Genomic DNA, 15,932 nt, shown 5'->3' with positions numbered 1-15,932 from the left:
ACTGTCATGATCTCCAGGTTGGCGCTTGCGCGTACCGCCGGCAGGTCCTATGTTAAGGGAAGTCTGATCGTTGCTACCTGCGTCATTCCCGCCTGCGCGGGTATCCACGTGCTGCATGGATCATGGATGTCCGCCTGCGCGAACATGACGGATGCATCAGGGGTCCCTCAACCAGCCCCGCAGCGAAACCGACTGCATACTAACCCAGGCGCCTGCAAGAGGTAAGCGACCATGGCAACCGAGTTCGACCCCCGCATCGGTGACTGGTATCAGGCCAGCGAAACGGGAGAGCAGTTCGAAATCGTGGCCGTCGACCCCGACGACCAGACCGTGGAGATCCAGTACTTCGACGGCACCGTCGAGGAACTGGACATGGACGCCTGGCGGGAACTGCCCATCGTTCCGGGCGAGCCGCCGGAGGACTGGTCCGGCTCACTGGACATCGAGCGTGAGGACTATGGGGTGGATCTGGAGTTCACCCGCCACGACGACTGGCTCAACCCGCTCGACACCCTGGATTGAACCTCCCTGTCGCCGCGGCACATCCCTGGGCCGTGAGCCCGGCGCTGGCGTGCGGGATCCAGACCGAACTGGCACGCGAAGTCATCCGTGAGGATCGCCTGGGCCCGGTCGAGCGGGTGGCCGGCGTCGACATCGGCTTCGAAGCCGGCGGGCGGACCACCCGGGCAGCGGTCGCCGTGCTCGATTTCCCCGCCCTCACCCTGCGCGAGCGCCTGCTGCTCAAGCGCCCCACCCGTTTCCCCTACATCCCGGGACTGCTGTCCTTTCGCGAGGTGCCGGCGCTGCTGGAGGCGCTGAGCGGGCTGCGCCATGCACCCGATCTGATCCTGTGCGACGGCCAGGGGCTGGCCCATCCGCGTCGCTTCGGCCTGGCCTGTCACCTGGGTGTGTTGAGCGGCATTCCGACCATCGGCGTGGCCAAGTCGCGCCTGATCGGGCACTACCAGGAGCCGGGCCCGGAGCGCGGCGACTGGAGCCCGCTGCATGACGGCGATGAGGTGATCGGCGCTGTACTGCGAACCCGCTCCCGTACCCGCCCCCTGTTCGTCTCCATCGGCCACTGCGTCAGCCTGGCCACGGCGATCGACTATGTCCTGGCCTGCGCCCCGCGCTACCGCCTGCCCGAGACCACGCGCGCGGCACACCGGCTGGCATCGGAGAAAGAAACACCTCAGATCGGGTAGGATGGGTGGAGCGCAGCGCAACCCATCGTTACACAGGCGGAGACGATGGGTTACGGCGCAAGCGCCTCCACCCATCCTACTCCTCACTCCTCAACAAAATATCCCCCACATTCAATCTCATAGGCACGAGACCCTTGAAACCGCCCGCCCCCGCCTCAACCTTGATGTTGTCAGGCCGCTAAGCTTTACGAAGGGCAGAGCCGGCCGTACCAGGAGGTGCATCATGCTGATACTGGACATGCAGGAAGGAACAGAGCTGGAATTCACCGCGCCCGCCCCGACGGCCGCAGCGCAGTCCCCCATTCCGCCGGCACCGGCACTGCAACTGCAGGAACATCTTCAGCCTGCTGTTCAGGGTCCCGATCCGGAACTGGTACGCCGTACACTCACCCGCTTCCCCGACTGAGCGATACGGATTGCATTGAATCCTCCTTCGACCCGCCCTCGCGGCGGGTTTTTTTTCGCCTGTTCCCTGAACCCGGCCGGAGTTGCGCCCTGGCTGCGCTGCCAGCCGGAATGACATCTAGCTCTGCGCTTGCCGGCCGAGACAGATCCAGCCATCGACCAGTTCCAGCGCCACCGGCGTGAGCCGGTCGCCCACGCAGGGTCCGGCCACGCATTCCCCCCCATCAAGGGTGAACAGGGCAGCATGGGTCGCGCACTGGATGTGGCGTTGGTCCAGACTGAGAAACTGATCCGGCATCCAGTCCAGCGGGCTGCCGGCATGCGGGCAGCGATTGATGTAGCCGTACACCGATCCCCCCCGGCGTACCACCAGGATGGACTCGGGCACGCCGTTCAGTTCGACCTCGAATCCGCGGCTGCCGGGATCGGCCAGTTCGTCGAAGCGGCACAGGCGGGCGTCAGGCATCGGCAGTGACTCCATGCAGGCCCTCGCGGCCGCATTTGGCGCCGGCGATGCGACAGGCCCGGACCAGACCGGCCGGCCAGTCCATGCCCTGCAGGCGGGCGTCGATCAGGGCGGCATTGAAGGTATCCCCCGCCCCCAGGGTGTCGACCAGCTGCGGCGGCGCGACGGCAGGACTGTGATGCAGTCGCCCGCCCCGGTCCAGCGCCCAGGCCCCGGCCTCGCCCCAGGCGCAGACGCGGTCGGCCCCCGGGCTCTGCGCGGCCACCGCCTGCAGCAGCGCGGGGGCAGCGCCGTGGCCCTGCGCCCGGGCATAGTCGCGCGAGAACAGCAGCAGACCGGCGTGGGGAAACAGCCGCTCGATGCCGGGCCGCGGCTTCTCGATCTCCAGGGACACCGGCAGGTCCGGACGCTGGGTGCGCAGGTACGCCAGCATGGCCTCGGTCTGCTCCACATTGCGGCCCTCGAAATGCACCCAGTCCAGCGGGGTCAGGTCGATGCGGCGGAAGCTTTCCAGGTCGTACTCGGGCAGATCACGATAGTGCACGATGCTGCGGCTGCCGGTCGCCTGGCTGTGCAGGATATAGGAAGTCGGCATCTTGCCGGTGGCAAGCCGGCGGCAGGCGGAATAATCGATGCCGTAATGGTCAAGATCCGCGCGGACAGGCGCGGCGTCGGGTTCATCGACCAGCACCCCCGCCCAGGCGCAGGCATGACCGAACTGACTCAGCACCACCAGGCTGTTGGTGGCGTTGCCGCCGCGCACCCGGCGCTGGGACAGCGCCCGCACTTCACTGTCCTCGGGCGGATAACTGTCCACTCGGTTGATGATGTCGAGGGTGGCGATGCCGACGGCAAGGATGCGGGCCATGGGCGCGCAGTTTACCCAATAATGGCGTGAATTGCGGTCGCGATATCCCTGACCGTCATCCCGGCGACTGCCGGGACCCCGGTACCGCGCGGCTCCTGGATGACTCGCTGCGCGCGTCCCGGCCTACGACTCCTCGCGGCGCCGGCGCCCGCCGAACAGCCCGGCCACCAGGCCGCCGCGGCGCGGCTCCGCGTCTTCGTCGGTGTTTGCGCTTTCCTGCGCCGCCTCGAGCACGATGAGCTGGTCGCGCAGCCGCTCGATCTCCTCCCCGGCCGCCTGCCGGTCGGTCTCGGCCTGCGAACGCAGCGTGGCCAACTCGGTCTGCAGCCGCGCGAGTTCACCCTGATCCGCCGCCGCGCCGGCCTGGGCGGCCCGCAGCCGGTCCAGTTCGGCCTGGTACTGGCCGGCCTGCTCCCGGGCCTCGTCCAGCAGCAGCTGCAGCCGCTCCACCTCCTCGCCCGGCGCGGCCCGTCCGGCAGCGGCCCTGCGTGCCTGCTCCAGTTCGGACTGCAGCGAGGCAGTGGTCTGCTGCATGGCCTGCAGATCCTGAGTGGTGACTTCACGCAGCTGCTCGAGTTCGGCCTGCAGGGCGGCGATCTGTTCCCCGGCTTCGGTGCGTGCCGTATTCAGTTCATCCCGCAGGCTGTCGCGTTCGCCTTCCAGGCCGGTCCGCTCCTGCCGCAGCTGTTCCAGTTCTGTCTCCAGGCTGGCAACCCGCCCTTCGACTTCGGCCCGCGCCGCCTCCAGTTCCGCCTGCAGCTTGTCGCGCTCGGTTTCCAGGCCGGCCCGGTCCTGCCGCAGCTGTTCCAGTTCGCTGCTGCGAGATTCCAGTTCCGTCTGCAGCGATTCGAGCCGGGACGTCAGTTCCGTCTGCGCGGCTTCGGCCTCGCCGTCGCGGCGCGCCTGCTCAGACGCGGCCGCGTCCAGCTGCGACTGCAGCCCGGCCAGTTCCCGCTGCAGGGCCTCATGGCGGGATTCGGTCTCGGCCAGCGCGCTGTCGTGCTGTTGCCGGGCGGCGTCCAGTTCAGCCTGCAGCGACTCGTTGCGCTGCTCGCGCTCGGCCAGGGTGCCGCGCTGCTGCTCGAGTTCGGTTTCCAGTTCCTGCAGCCGCTGGGCCAGGGCCTGGTGGGCCTCCTCCTGACGCGCCTGCTCCGTTTCGCGCGCGGCCAGCTGTTCCTGCAGTGCGACACGCTGTGCATCCAACTCGCCGCGGCCATCTTGCTCGGTCGTCAATGCGGCCTGTAATTCGTCGCGCTCCGTCTGCAGGGCCTGGAACGAGGCCTGCAGTGCTTCCAGCTGTTCGCTCTGCCGGGCGGCCTCGGCAGACTGGGAATCGCGCAACGCGCTCAGCTGCGCCTGCAACTCGTCACGCTCCCCGGCCAGTGCGTCTGCGCGCCCGCGTTCAGTCTCGAGCGTCCCGGCGGCCTCCTGCGCCTCGCGCTCACGCGCCTCCAGACGGGTCTCCAGATCCCGGGTCTGCTCATGCTGCCGCTCGAGTTCTGTCTGCTGCTCTTCCCGGGCCCTGCGCGCCTCGTCGAGCTCGCTCTGCAGGGCCTGCAGCTGCGCCTCCTGCGTGGCCAGGGCGGCATCACGCTCGCGCTCCAGGCTGGCCACCCGGGTCTGCAGTTCATCCCGCGCCTGCCCGGCCTCGGCGGCCCGTTTCTCACCATCCTGCTGTTGTTCCTGCAGGGCACGGTACTGCTGGCGCAGTTCGGTGAGCTGGGCATCGCCGTCCTGCTCCATCGACTGCAGCTGGCGCTCCAGATCCTGGCGCACCGCCTGGGCGGCGGTCAGTTCACCGCGGGCCGCCTCGAGTTGCTGCTGCAACTCCTGCTCGGCCGCGTCCCGCGCCTGCAACTGCGATTCCAGCGCCTCGATCCGGGCGGCGGTCTCGGTCTGCGCCTGCTGCAGCCGGTCACGTTCGGCCTCGGCCGTCTCCGCCCGCGGCATGAGTTCATCCAGGCGGGCCTGCAGGTCGCGATTGGCCTGCTGCAGCTGTTGCTGCTGTTCATCCCCTGACTGTTCCCGGGCGGCCAGTTCGCTGCGAGTCTGCTCCAGTTCCTGCTGCAGTCTTTCGACTTCTGCCTGGACGGCGCTGTGCGCCTGTTCCAGGTCCTGACCCCGGGACTGGGCGGCCTCGAGCTCCGACTGCTGTTGCTGCTGCTGCGCCTTGAGCTGATCGCGTTCCTGCTCGGCGCTCTCGGCGCGTGCAGCCGCCTCGCTCAGCTGTGACTGCAGTGCCTGTTCCTGCTCACGCAGCGCCTGCAGCTGGCTGTCGCCGTCCTGCTGCAGTTCGCCGATCCGGGCCCGGGCCTGTTCCAGTTCCGTCTCCAGCGCAGCGACGCGTTCCTGCTCCGCACTGGCCTGCTCCGCCTGCTGCGCCTTGAGTTGGTCGCGTTCCTGCTCGGCGTTCTCGGCCCGCGCGGCCGCCTCGCTCAGCTGCGACTGCAGCGCCTGTTCCTGCTCACGCAGCGCCTGCAGCTGGCTGTCACCGTCCTGCTGCAGTTCGCTGATCCGGGCCCGGGCCTGTTCCAGTTCGGCCTCCAGGGCAGCGTGCGCCTGGCGGTCCTGTTCGGCCTGTCCCGCCGCGGCCTCGTACTCTTCCAGCCGCCGTGAGAAATCGTTCAACTGCTGCTCGGCGGCGTCCTGTTCGGCGGCCAGGTTCTGCTGCGTCTCCTTGAGCTGGGTCTGCAGTTCGCGGTTCTCCGCCTGCGCCGCTTCCAGCGACTTGCGCAGTTCACCGCTGTGCTCGCTCAGTTCATCGAGTTCGGCCTTGAGGCTGCCGATACGCTCGTCCTGGTCCGCGGCCTGACTCGCGGCTTCGCCCTGGCTGTCCAGGCGCGCCTGCACGGCCTGCAGTTCCTCGCGCAGGGCGGCGACGCGGGCCTCGGCCTGATCACGGGCCTCGGCTGCGCTCTGCGCCTCTTCGCGGGCCTGCTGAATCTTCTTCAGGGCATCCTCGCGGAACTGCTTGAAGCGGGCCAGTTCGCGCTCATAGGTATTGGATGCCTGCGCCTCGTCCGCGGGCGCCGGCACCGGTTCGGACTCGTCGCGCGGCTCGAGCTCGACCACTCCGGCAGCGGCCGTTGCCGCCCCTTGTGACGGCGGTTCCGAAGCCGGCGGCGGCTCCTGCGCGGCGGCGGCCGTCACTGCGGTCCCGGTCATGACGCCGGCCGGCACAGTGACCAGGCCGTCATTGAGCACGTAGACGTCGAAACCGCGCTGGCTCAGCAGGAATCCGGCGCTGGCGCTGCGGCTGCCGGTGTCGCAGCACACGATGTATTTCTTCTGGTGATCGAGTTGATCGAGTTCCAGACGCAGGGCCGACAGCGGTATGTTGCGGGCCTCGGGGACATGGGAATTGGCGTATTCGCCGGGCAGGCGCACGTCCAGCCATTCGGCATCGCCCCCCTCTGCGAGACGGGCCGCGGCGGCGTAATCGACCTTGTTGACCAGCGGCTCTTCGAGCAGTTCGGTGAAGTCCTGCTTGGACAAGCGCATCAACATGCCATCGGTGAGCATGGTGATGCTGGCATTGCGCTTGGCATTGGAGACGAGCGCGTCCTCGCCGAAGGCATCGCCGTCGGCCAGTTCGGCCAGCTTCACCGGCTTGGCGTTGGCCGATGGTTTGCGTGTGACTTCGCAGCGACCGGATTTGATGATGTAGAAATAATCACCCTCCTGCCCCTGCTCGATGATGGCCTCTCCGGCCTTGACCGGCAAGGTTTCCATGCGCATCAGCAGACGCTGGATATTCGAGGGCGGCAGCTTCAGGAAGGCCTGCGACTGGAGCAGTTTCGTCATCCAGTCCTCGCCGTCCTCGTCATCGAGTTCGGCCACCTCGTATCCGGAGGACTGATCCCAGGTCAGGAAGATGTCCAGCAGGCTGGAATCGATGTAGGCAATCGTGACCTTGGTGGCCGCCCGCGCCGCGACCTGGCGCGGCTGCTGGTTGGCCAGCGGATGCAGGCCGGCGTCGGTGCCGCCGACAACCGAGCCCACGACCTCGCCGCCGGCCAGCAGGTTGACCTCGCCTTCCAGGACATAGACAGCGCGGTTGTCGCGATCCTTTTCCTTGAACAGATAACGACCCGCACCAACCTCTTCGACAACCGTCTTCTGCGCCACCTCGTTGAAGTGCATGGGCGACATCGCATTGAAGGGGACGAGGGTCTGTAAGGTCTTTTTATCTATGATTTTTTTTGCTGCTCCCATGCAGTCTGAACCGTCCTGTCTGTGACACACCAAGCCGCGCCCGCCTCCTGCCGGGAGGCGACATTCCACTCTGGCTATCGGCGTGCGGGGACTCGATCTTGAGTACGGCGACGGGATGAATCTGTGGCCCGGTTGGCATCGTCACGGACCGGGCCTGCGGGATGACAACGGGCCATGGACCGCCGTGATTTCCTGCATGCACACTGGCGCATTCACGCCGGCACAGGATCCACACTGTCGCGACCGGAAGGTGCGGCCGTTGCGGGACTACTGGCTGTAATGCGGAAAATACTGCAATAAAAGCTTCAAACCCCCTTCCCCTGCAGTTCAATTGTGCTATCTTAACGGGCGTCACCACATCCATGCCTATTCAATACGCACTCGATGATGATAAACAGAGGAGCTTAAATTAATGGCCGCAAAGAAGAAGACCGCGAAGAAGAAAGCCGCCGCCAAGGCAGCCCCCAAAGCCACCACCAAATCCGAAACCCTCTCCTACATTGCCGACAAGACCGGCCTGACCAAGAAAGACGTCGGCGCCGTATTCGACGCCCTTTCGATGCTGATCAAGCGTGACCTCAAGCGCAACGGTCCCGGCTTCTACAACGTTCCCGGCCTGATGAAGATCAAGGTCGTGCGCAAGCCCGCCACCAAGGCGCGCAAGGGTATCAACCCCTTCACCGGCGAAGAAATGGTGTTCAAGGCCAAGCCGGCCCGTAACGTCGTGAAGGTCACCCCGCTGAAGAACCTGAAAGACATGGTCTGACCCCGGGGTCAGGGCTGACGGGACCATGCCCGGGAAAACCCGGGCATGGCCCCTGCCCCCTGTAATACCGCCGCGCCGAATGCAGGCCGCATGACCGGCGCCCCGCTGCTCACCACGCAGCGCTAGAATTCTTCGATGCCCAGCCTTTCCCTGACTGCATGCTTGAGCCGCATCATCTGCTGATGCGGAATATGCAGTAAATCGGTCAGCTTGCGCACCAGGTGCTCCTCGTACTTGTCCAGCACCCCGTCGGCATAGGCCATCTCCCACAGCATCCCGACGATTTCCTGCTTTTCCTCGTATGACAGCCGCTTGTCGATCAGGCGGGTGAATTCGTACAGGGAGGCCGCCTCGCGCACCTCCAGTTCCGCCAGACTCATCAGTTCATCCAGTTCCGACTGGGTGAGGCCGAAGCGGCCGGCGATCAGATCGCCGGCCAGCAGGCGTTCCTGATCCGAGGCATCGAAGTCGGCCCGCGCCATTTCGATCAGCAGGGCTGCTGTCGCCAGCCGGATGCCGTGGGCATGGGTATCCGGCGCGGCAGCCTCGACCTCGGCCTGGATGATATCGTTGAAAAAGGACTGGATACGATCAAGCATCGGCAGGGGTTCCCCTCGACTGGTGACTGGAACGACGCGCGTTTTTCCCTCAGGGCCGGTCGACCCGGTAGCGGGTGCCGCGCGCCTCGATGATCACGCCCTCGGGGGTGATGGCCTCGAGCCGACCGCCCCCGGCCAGCTGTTCGCCCTCGCGGTAACGCTTGAGGTCGATCAGCACGAAGCGCTGCGCCGGCGATTCGGCGTAGACGTGCACGTCCAGCCGTGGCCGGATGAGGCCGTTTTTCTCGGCCGCGCTCAGCTCATCCCAGCGCGGCGCCTGCGGCGGCACCGCCTCGGCGGGCTGCGCCGGCGCTTCCGGTTCCGGTGGCGCCATCCAGCGTACACTGCCCCTGGACGGCTGGGCCGGGGCAACCGGGGCCGGGGCAACGGATTCGACTGCCGGGGGCGGGGACTGCGGCGGGAGCGCCGACACGGCTGCAGCCGCCGTCGGCAGCGGCATCCGGGAACGGGCGGCGGCCGGTTCGGCGGCCTCGTCCGGTTGCGCGGCGGCGGCGGACGCGGACGCTGCCGCCCGGCTCCCGGTTGTCTCCTGCTGTGACAGGGGCACCGGCGTCTGCGGGCGAAGCACCAGCCAGAGCAGGATGGCGGCATTGACCAGCAACACGCCCGACAACAGCCAGGGCCACCAGGGCCGGGCCGGGCGTCGCCCCATGGCAATGCCGGCCTCGGGCCGGGGCACCGCGCCGAGTTGGCGTTCCTGTTCCGATTTCTTCAGCGCTTCGAGGATATAGGACATGCGGCTCACCCCCGCGGCGCACTGCGCAGACGCGGCGCCCGGTTGTCACGGTCGGCATTGTTGAGCTGAATCAGGGTCAGGGCGCCGATCACCCCATCCTGCTGCAATCCCTGCCCGGCCTGGAACCGTTCCACCGCCCGCTGCAACCCGGCATCGAAGCGCGGGCGCAGCACGTTTGCGACCGGCGCGAGCAGATCCTGCTCCTCCAGTACCCGCCGCGCCCAGGCCACTTCCTCGCTGACATCGCCCTGGCGCAGCAGTTCACGGTCGATGGGCGAGCGCCACAGCAGGACATATTCCCCCATCCAGTAGCGGTCCAGCGTGGCCAGCGGCAGCGTCAGCAGCTGTCCGTCCAGCCGCAGCCGGGCGCTGGCGTCATCCAGCCCGTCCAGCGCCGCCGGCACCCGCCGGCCGTCGCCGGCGAGCAGCTGCAGCACGGCCGGCCGATCCAGCTGGCGCAGCTGGTTCCAGTTGCCGGTCCGGTGCAGGCATCGCAGTCCCAGGTCGCGGGCCTGCTCACAGGCCGACCGCCCCGGCGTCAGGGCGGCCTCCAGGCCCCAGCGGCCGAACAGGTGGTTCCAGGCCGTGGCGGCCGGTGCGTCCGCCTCATTCAGGTGGCGCTCGAGGCGGGCGGCGGCATCCACTGCGCCGGTATCCGCGACGGCAGCGGACACCGCCGCGGCCCGCTCTTGCGCGGCCTCCAGTCCGGGCCGCGCGGACGCCGGGGTTTCAGGCGCGCCGGAATCCGTCTCGACATTCCCGGCGGCAGCCTGGACCGCGGGTTGCGAAGGCGCCAGCCAGGCCATCAGGGTACGCGCCGGTGATGACAGCGACGGCCAGGCGATACCGGCCAGCAGGCCGACCGCCAGCAGTACCAGTACGGCAATCGCGGCCGTCGCCAGCCGCGGCTGGCGAGTCGAAGCTGCCTCATGGCGCCCGGGGAGCACCTCGTGCGCGGCCCGGCGCAGGATACGCCGGTCGATGCTGCGCCGCTCCTCGACATACCCCCCCAGCAGGGCCCGGTCGCAGAGGATGTTGATCAGCCGCGGCACGCCACCGGACAGGCGCTGGACCTCGTCCATCGCCCCGGGCGTGAACAGGTCAATGGGCCCGCCGCACACCCGCAGCCGGTGCTGGATATAGGCACGCGTTTCGTCCCGGGTCAGCGGCTCCAGGTGATAACGCGCGGTGATGCGCTGGGCCAGCTGACGCAGGTCCTCGCGCGCCAGCAGGACCTTCAGTTCCGGCTGACCGATAAGGATGATCTGCAGCAGTTTCTCGTCGGCGGTCTCCAGGTTGGTCAGCAGCCGTACCTGCTCCAGCACCTCGCGGCTGAGATTCTGCGCCTCGTCGATCAGCAGCACTGTCTTGCGCCCCTCGGCATGGGTACGCAGCAGGTGGCGGGTCAGCGCATCGGTCAACAGCTTGATGCTGGTACTGGCGGCGGGATAGGCCACCCCGAGTTCATCGCAGAGGGTGGCGAGCAGCTCGTGTTCGTTGATCCGGGGGTTGAGGATCATCGCCACGTCGACATGCGGCGGCACCTGCTCCAGCACCGCCCGGCTCAGGGTGGTCTTGCCGGTGCCCACCTCGCCGGTGAGTTGGACAAAGCCGCCGCCCTCACCCAGCCCGAACAGCAGATGCGCCAGCGCCTCCCGGTGACGCTCGCTCAGATAGAGGAAGCGCGGATCCGGGGCGATGGAGAAGGGCTTGCTGTCCAGTCCGTAGAATTTGAGATACATCGGCTCTCGACCTGTAGGCGCGGCCCCAGCATAACAAAGGTGGATTGTCCTGCCATGTCCCTGCCGTTCCCGGCCGGAATCACGTCAGGCATTTTTACACCCGCGTTGGCCGGCGTCCCGCCTCCTGGATGTCACGCACAAATCTTATTTGTTATTCATACAGATAAAAAATCAGGCACGGGTGTTGCTGGGGTTTGACTATCCTGTCTGCGCGGCTCCGCCACGCATTCGCGTCAGGAGGGTCGACACATGAACATGCCGGTCAACAAGCGTATCAATGGCACTGAGGTGACGGCCAAGCCCGTATTCAAGGGCGGCGCGCTGCCCGCCTACTGGGTCGCCACCATCGACAACCACATGCTGCTCCAGACCTTTCCCTCGGCCTCGGCGGTATTCCGCTTCGCGCAGCAGCGTCCGGTCGGTTTCTGAGCCGGCCGCGCGGATATTCAGCCGAGCCGCTCGAGCAGCGTCTGCCGCAACAGATTGAGGCGGCCGTGAAAGAAGTGCGAGACCCCCTCCAGGGCCACGATCTCCGGCTGCGGCCGGCAGTTGCGGGCCCACTCCAGCACCTGCTGCGCCGACACCACCTCGTCCTCCAGCCCCTGGATCAGCAGCCAGGGCGCGTCCGGCAGTTCGACCTCCTCGAATGAGAACACCGACACCGGCGGCGCGACCGTGATCAGCTGCGCCGCCCCGGCCTCCCGCGCCACTGCCAGCGCCACATAGGCGCCGAAGGAAAAGCCGGCCAGCCACAGGGGCCGGTCCGGCTGCCAGGCCCGGGCCCAGGCGATCGCCGCCCGGCAGTCATCCTGCTCGCCGCGCCCCTCGTCATAGCTGCCCGTGCTCTGCTCCACGCCGCGAAAATTGAAGCGGACCGTGGCGATGTTCAACTCGTTCAGGGTGCGGGCGAGATAGTGCACCACCTTGTTGCGCAGGGTGCCGCCATAGAGGGGGTGCGGATGGCAGATGACGGCCACGCCGGCGACCGTCTCCGGCCGGGCGGTCAGCGCCTGCAACTCCCCCGCCGGGCCGGCGAGGGTTTCCCGGTTTTCAGTGACGGGCATCGGCAATGGGACCGTGACGGATATCGGACAGCAACGGACGCAATGCCCCCGCGGCCGCGGGGGCCGGGAACGACACGGTCAGGGCCTTACAGGTCCCTGACCCGTTCCCGCCGTTCCAGCCGCGGCGAGTGGATGGACAGGTCCAGGTAGTACCAGCCGTCGAGATCAACGAAATCACGCTTGCCGTTGGCGTATTCCAGGGCAATGGAACTGAGCCGGGCACCGGAATAGACGATGGCCCGGACCTGAACCAGCTGGCCGACGATATTGGTATACCAGTAACCCGGTATGGGTTTGTGCTGAAGCAACATGGCAGTTCACCTGCAGATCGAACCGAGCCCGTGCTGGGACCCTGTTTACAGTCTAGTACTCTAGCCGCATTTCGACTCGCCGCAATTGAGGCAGGTCATGCAGCCATCCATCTGGATCATCGCCTTGGTGTGGCACTTGCCGCACAGCTGGGCGCCCTCGGGGAAATCGTCCGGGTCCCGGGTCTCGGCGGACTTCACCGCGGCCTCGTACTGGGCCCGTTTCTCCTCGACCAGCGCCTGCTGATGCGCGTCCAGACCCTCGTCCTTGAGCATGCCGATCATGCGCAGGTGGCACTCGATGGCATCCCCGATCTCGGCGACCAGCGAGGGCATGTACTTGCCGCCTTTCTTGAAATAGCCGCCGCGCGGATCGAACACCGAGCGCAGCTCCTCGACCAGGAAGGTCACATCCCCGCCCTTGCGGAACACGGCGGAGATGATCCGGGTCATGCCGACGATCCACTGGAAGTGGTCCATGTTCTTCGAGTTGATGAAGATCTCGAACGGCCGGCGCAGTTCGTGCTCGGTGCCTGGGTTGAGGATGATGTCGTTGATGGTGACATACAGCGCATGCTCGGACAGCGGCGTCTTGATCTTGTAGGTCGAGCCCAGCAGCATCTCCGGGCGTTCGAGCTTCTCGGTGAGGTGGACGACCTTGTCCTCCTCCTTTTCCTCCGCGACAGCGGCCGCGTCGGGCGCGTTCTCCTTCGCCACACCGTAGTCCACGATCTTCTTGTCGATCTTGACAGTCATTTTTTTACACCTGCGGTGAGTTGCAAGAGGCAAGATGCAGGACACAAGCAAGAACCAGACAATCCGACTTGTATCCTGCCTCTTGTATCCTGCAGCTGTTCTCCAGTATCTATTCGTCAGAACTTCCCGTAATAGCCTTCCTTGAGGGCATCGTAGAGGTTGGCGGCGGTATGCACTTCGCCGTCGTATTCAACCTCCTCGTTGCCCTTGAGTTCGACCTTGCTGCCGTCGTCCAGGGTAAAGACATAGGTGGTACTCTCCAGGTCCTTCTCCTTGACCAGCACGCCCTGGAAGGCCTCGGGGTTGAAGCGGAAGGTGGTGCAACCCTTCAGCCCCTTCTCGTAGGCATACATGTAGATGTCCTTGAAGTCCTCGTAGGGATAGTCGGTCGGGACATTGGCGGTCTTGGAAATGCTGGAATCCACCCACTTCTGCGCCGCGGCCTGGATATCCACGTGTTCCTTGGGCGTGATGTCCTCGGCGGTGATGAAGTAGTCCGGCAGCTGCTCCTCCGGATCCTCGGAGTAGGGCATCGCCCGCTCGTTGACCAGTTCGCGGTAGGCCAGCAACTCGTAGGAGAACACCGACACCTTCTCCTTGGTCTTGCGCCCCTCGCGGATCACGTTGCGATAGTAGTGATGGGCGAAGGACGGCTCGATGCCGTTGCTGGCGTTGTTGGCCAGCGACAGGGAGATGGTCCCGGTCGGCGCGATCGAGGAGTGGTGGGTGAAGCGCGCGCCCACCTCGGCCAGTTCCTGTACCAGCGCCGGCTCGTACTCGGCGATCTGCTGCATGTACTGGCTGTATCTGGCATGGAACACCCGGCCGGGCAGGCGATCGCCGACCTTGAAGCCGTCGCGCTTGAGATCGGGGCGGATGTCGAGCATCGCCTCGGTGACGGCGAATTCTTCGTCCATGATCGGGGCCGGACCCTTCTCCTTCGCCAGTTCCAGCGCCTGGCGCCAACCCTCCAGGGCCAGTTCGCGCGCCACCCGCTCGGTGAACTCGAGCGAGTCCGGCGCACCGTATTTCATGCGCAGCATGGTCAGGGTGGAACCCAGGCCGAGGAAGCCCATGCCGTGGCGGCGTTTGCGCAGGATCTCGTCGCGCTGGCCCTCCAGCGGCAGACCGTTGATCTCGACCACGTTGTCCAGCATGCGGGTGAACACCCCGACCACCTTGCTGAACTCGTCCCAGTCGAAGCGGGCATGCTCGGTGAAGGGATCGACCACGAATTTGGTCAGGTTGACCGAGCCCAGCAGGCAGGAGCCGTAGGGCGGCAGCGGCTGCTCGCCGCAGGGGTTGGTCGCGCGGATATCCTCGCAGAACCAGTTGTTGTTCATCTGGTTGACCTTGTCGATCAGGATGAAGCCCGGCTCGGCGAAGTCATAGGTCGAGGCCATGATCATGTCCCACAACCGCCGCGCCTTCAGCGCCTTGTAGACCCGACAGGCCACCTTGCCGGCATCGTTGGTGATGTAACCGTTCTTCACCGGCCAGTGACGCCAGACCACCTGTTCCGGATCGCCGAGATCGATACCGCCGGCCTCGACCTCGTCCTGGGTCAGCGGGAAGGCCGGCCGCCAGTCGGCGTCCTGCTTGACCGCTTCCATGAAGTCCTCGGTGATCAGCAGGCTGAGGTTGAACTGACGCAGGCGGCCGTGTTCGCGCTTGGCGCGGATGAAGTCCAGCACGTCCGGATGGCCGACGTCGAAGGTGGCCATCTGCGCCCCGCGGCGGCCGCCGGCGCTGGAGACGGTGAAGCACATCTTGTCGTAGATATCCATGAACGACAGCGGCCCGGAGGTGTAGGCCCCGGCCCCGGCCACATAGGCGCCCTTGGGCCGCAGGGTGGAAAACTCGTAGCCGATGCCGCAGCCGGCCTTCAGCGTCAGGCCGGCCTCGTGAACCTTCTCCAGGATGTTGTCCATGGAGTCGCGGATGGAGCCCGACACCGTGCAGTTAATAGTGGAAGTGGCCGGCTTGTGCTCCCAGGCGCCGGCATTGGAGATGATGCGGCCGGCCGGAATCGCCCCGCGGCGCAGGGCCCAGAGGAAGTTCTCGTACCAGAACTCGCGCTTCTCCGGCGTCGCCTCCACCTCGGCCAGTGCCCGGGCCACGCGCTGATGGGTCCCGTCGATGTCGGCATCGACCGGCGTACCGTTCTTGGTCTTGAGACGGTACTTCTTATCCCAGATATCCTGGGATGCTTCCTGCAGCGGCATATCCACGGCGTTCTTCGACACGGCCTTGAGGTGTGCTGTCTTCATCGAGCCTCCTGGGTTCCCTGACGGCGGGCGCCGGCGCCTGGCTGGCAGCCTCGCCCGGGGTGCGGGTTGTTACGGATAATCGTCCGGCCTGCCGGGGGGCGTCTGCCCCGGTGCTCAAGTCGCTGTCGCCGGCCGTCGATACCTGTTGTTGTGAGACACAATATCTTGTGTCTGGGAAAGAAGAGTAAGCGCCCCTGCCGGACCTGTCAATAGCTCTGGCCAAAATCACTATTTTGCTATTTATACAAGAAGTTAACAGGTTTTCCACCTCAAAACGACGGCTGCGCACAGGTTATCCACAGATCGGTTCACCGGCCCGAAAAAACACAATATATTGTGTTTCTAATATTAGCTGTCCGCCTCCTTCACGACCGCCTGCCCCCATTGCCGAACATAGTCCAGCGCCACCCCCATGCAACTCGCCCGCCATCCTTGCGCTTGAGCCAGATCATGTTATCGCCCGCCACCCGGCCCGGGCCCTTGAAGCCGATGCAGCCGGTTCCTATATAGC

The 15,932-nt window shown here is 66.1% G+C and carries 15 protein-coding genes; 5 read left to right on the top strand and 10 right to left on the bottom strand.

Translation table 11 applies throughout. The features are described 5' to 3' along the window. Nucleotides 1–231: 231 nt before the first annotated feature. From COW1_RS14330 to COW1_RS14320, 3 genes are all read left to right on the top strand, one after another. Nucleotides 232–522, top strand: coding sequence for a DUF6763 family protein (locus COW1_RS14330; protein ID WP_201344562.1), 291 nt, complete (start codon nucleotides 232–234; stop codon nucleotides 520–522). After that, complete coding sequence (nfi, locus tag COW1_RS14325; RefSeq protein WP_201344561.1) at nucleotides 519–1,205, top strand: deoxyribonuclease V; 687 nt, start codon at nucleotides 519–521, stop codon at nucleotides 1,203–1,205. Before COW1_RS14330 ends, nfi begins: the two co-directional genes overlap by 4 nt. A 223-nt stretch (nucleotides 1,206–1,428) precedes the next feature. Then, a complete protein-coding gene (locus COW1_RS14320; protein ID WP_096367304.1) occupies nucleotides 1,429–1,611 on the top strand; it encodes a hypothetical protein in 183 nt (60 codons plus the stop codon). Nucleotides 1,612–1,728: 117 nt separating this feature from the next. Here the strand turns inward: COW1_RS14320 and COW1_RS14315 are convergent, their stop codons facing one another. The 3 genes from COW1_RS14315 to COW1_RS14305 all read right to left on the bottom strand — a co-directional run bounded on the left by COW1_RS14315 (nucleotide 1,729) and on the right by COW1_RS14305 (nucleotide 7,159). Continuing rightward, nucleotides 1,729–2,076, bottom strand: coding sequence for a Rieske 2Fe-2S domain-containing protein (locus COW1_RS14315; protein WP_201344560.1), 348 nt, complete (start codon nucleotides 2,074–2,076; stop codon nucleotides 1,729–1,731). Further along, nucleotides 2,069–2,944: a PfkB family carbohydrate kinase gene (locus COW1_RS14310; RefSeq protein WP_201344559.1), complete on the bottom strand. Its 876-nt coding sequence runs from the start codon at nucleotides 2,942–2,944 to the stop codon at nucleotides 2,069–2,071. The genes COW1_RS14315 and COW1_RS14310 overlap by 8 nt, the downstream gene beginning before the upstream one ends. 123 nt (nucleotides 2,945–3,067) lie before the next feature. Continuing rightward, nucleotides 3,068–7,159 (bottom strand): cyclic nucleotide-binding domain-containing protein, encoded by a 4,092-nt coding sequence (locus tag COW1_RS14305; RefSeq protein WP_201344558.1) that lies wholly within the window; start codon nucleotides 7,157–7,159, stop codon nucleotides 3,068–3,070. A 412-nt stretch (nucleotides 7,160–7,571) separates the two neighbouring features. Here COW1_RS14305 and COW1_RS14300 point away from each other — a divergent pair, with 412 nt between their 5' ends. After that, nucleotides 7,572–7,925 carry an HU family DNA-binding protein gene (locus tag COW1_RS14300; RefSeq protein WP_201344557.1) on the top strand — a complete coding sequence of 118 codons (354 nt, stop codon included), beginning with the start codon at nucleotides 7,572–7,574 and terminating at the stop codon, nucleotides 7,923–7,925. A 122-nt stretch (nucleotides 7,926–8,047) separates the two neighbouring features. Here COW1_RS14300 and COW1_RS14295 read toward each other — a convergent pair whose 3' ends face one another. The 3 genes from COW1_RS14295 to COW1_RS14285 are packed head-to-tail and all read right to left on the bottom strand — an operon-like array spanning nucleotide 8,048 to nucleotide 11,023. Then, nucleotides 8,048–8,524: a TerB family tellurite resistance protein gene (locus tag COW1_RS14295; protein WP_096367308.1), complete on the bottom strand. Its 477-nt coding sequence runs from the start codon at nucleotides 8,522–8,524 to the stop codon at nucleotides 8,048–8,050. Nucleotides 8,525–8,573: 49 nt separating this feature from the next. Next, nucleotides 8,574–9,281, bottom strand: a complete 708-nt coding sequence (locus tag COW1_RS14290; protein WP_201344556.1) for a general secretion pathway protein GspB — start codon at nucleotides 9,279–9,281, stop codon at nucleotides 8,574–8,576. Nucleotides 9,282–9,286: 5 nt separating this feature from the next. Beyond that, nucleotides 9,287–11,023 carry an AAA family ATPase gene (locus COW1_RS14285; RefSeq protein ID WP_201344555.1) on the bottom strand — a complete coding sequence of 579 codons (1,737 nt, stop codon included), beginning with the start codon at nucleotides 11,021–11,023 and terminating at the stop codon, nucleotides 9,287–9,289. Between the two features lie 249 nt (nucleotides 11,024–11,272). Here COW1_RS14285 and COW1_RS14280 point away from each other — a divergent pair, with 249 nt between their 5' ends. Beyond that, complete coding sequence (locus COW1_RS14280; protein ID WP_096367311.1) at nucleotides 11,273–11,452, top strand: hypothetical protein; 180 nt, start codon at nucleotides 11,273–11,275, stop codon at nucleotides 11,450–11,452. A 17-nt stretch (nucleotides 11,453–11,469) separates the two neighbouring features. Here COW1_RS14280 and COW1_RS14275 read toward each other — a convergent pair whose 3' ends face one another. From COW1_RS14275 to COW1_RS14260, 4 genes are all read right to left on the bottom strand, one after another. Further along, nucleotides 11,470–12,087, bottom strand: a complete 618-nt coding sequence (locus COW1_RS14275) for an alpha/beta hydrolase (RefSeq protein WP_157745714.1) — start codon at nucleotides 12,085–12,087, stop codon at nucleotides 11,470–11,472. Between the two features lie 86 nt (nucleotides 12,088–12,173). Beyond that, nucleotides 12,174–12,398, bottom strand: coding sequence for a hypothetical protein (locus COW1_RS14270; RefSeq protein ID WP_096367313.1), 225 nt, complete (start codon nucleotides 12,396–12,398; stop codon nucleotides 12,174–12,176). 60 nt (nucleotides 12,399–12,458) lie between these two features. Continuing rightward, the gene (locus COW1_RS14265; protein WP_096367314.1) at nucleotides 12,459–13,151 is read right to left on the bottom strand and encodes an NrdJb; all 693 of its coding nucleotides are present in this window, start codon (nucleotides 13,149–13,151) and stop codon (nucleotides 12,459–12,461) included. A gap of 116 nt (nucleotides 13,152–13,267) precedes the next feature. Then, nucleotides 13,268–15,421 carry an adenosylcobalamin-dependent ribonucleoside-diphosphate reductase gene (locus COW1_RS14260; protein ID WP_096367315.1) on the bottom strand — a complete coding sequence of 718 codons (2,154 nt, stop codon included), beginning with the start codon at nucleotides 15,419–15,421 and terminating at the stop codon, nucleotides 13,268–13,270. Between the last annotated feature and the right edge of the window lie 511 nt (nucleotides 15,422–15,932).

Origin of the sequence: Thiohalobacter sp. COW1, from assembly GCF_016629505.1 — a bacterium.
In the GTDB taxonomy this organism is placed as follows: domain Bacteria; phylum Pseudomonadota; class Gammaproteobacteria; order Thiohalobacterales; family Thiohalobacteraceae; genus Thiohalobacter; species Thiohalobacter thiocyanaticus_A.
The sequence above is the reverse complement of the archived record's forward strand: the minus strand, read 5'-3'. Positions and strand labels throughout refer to the sequence as shown.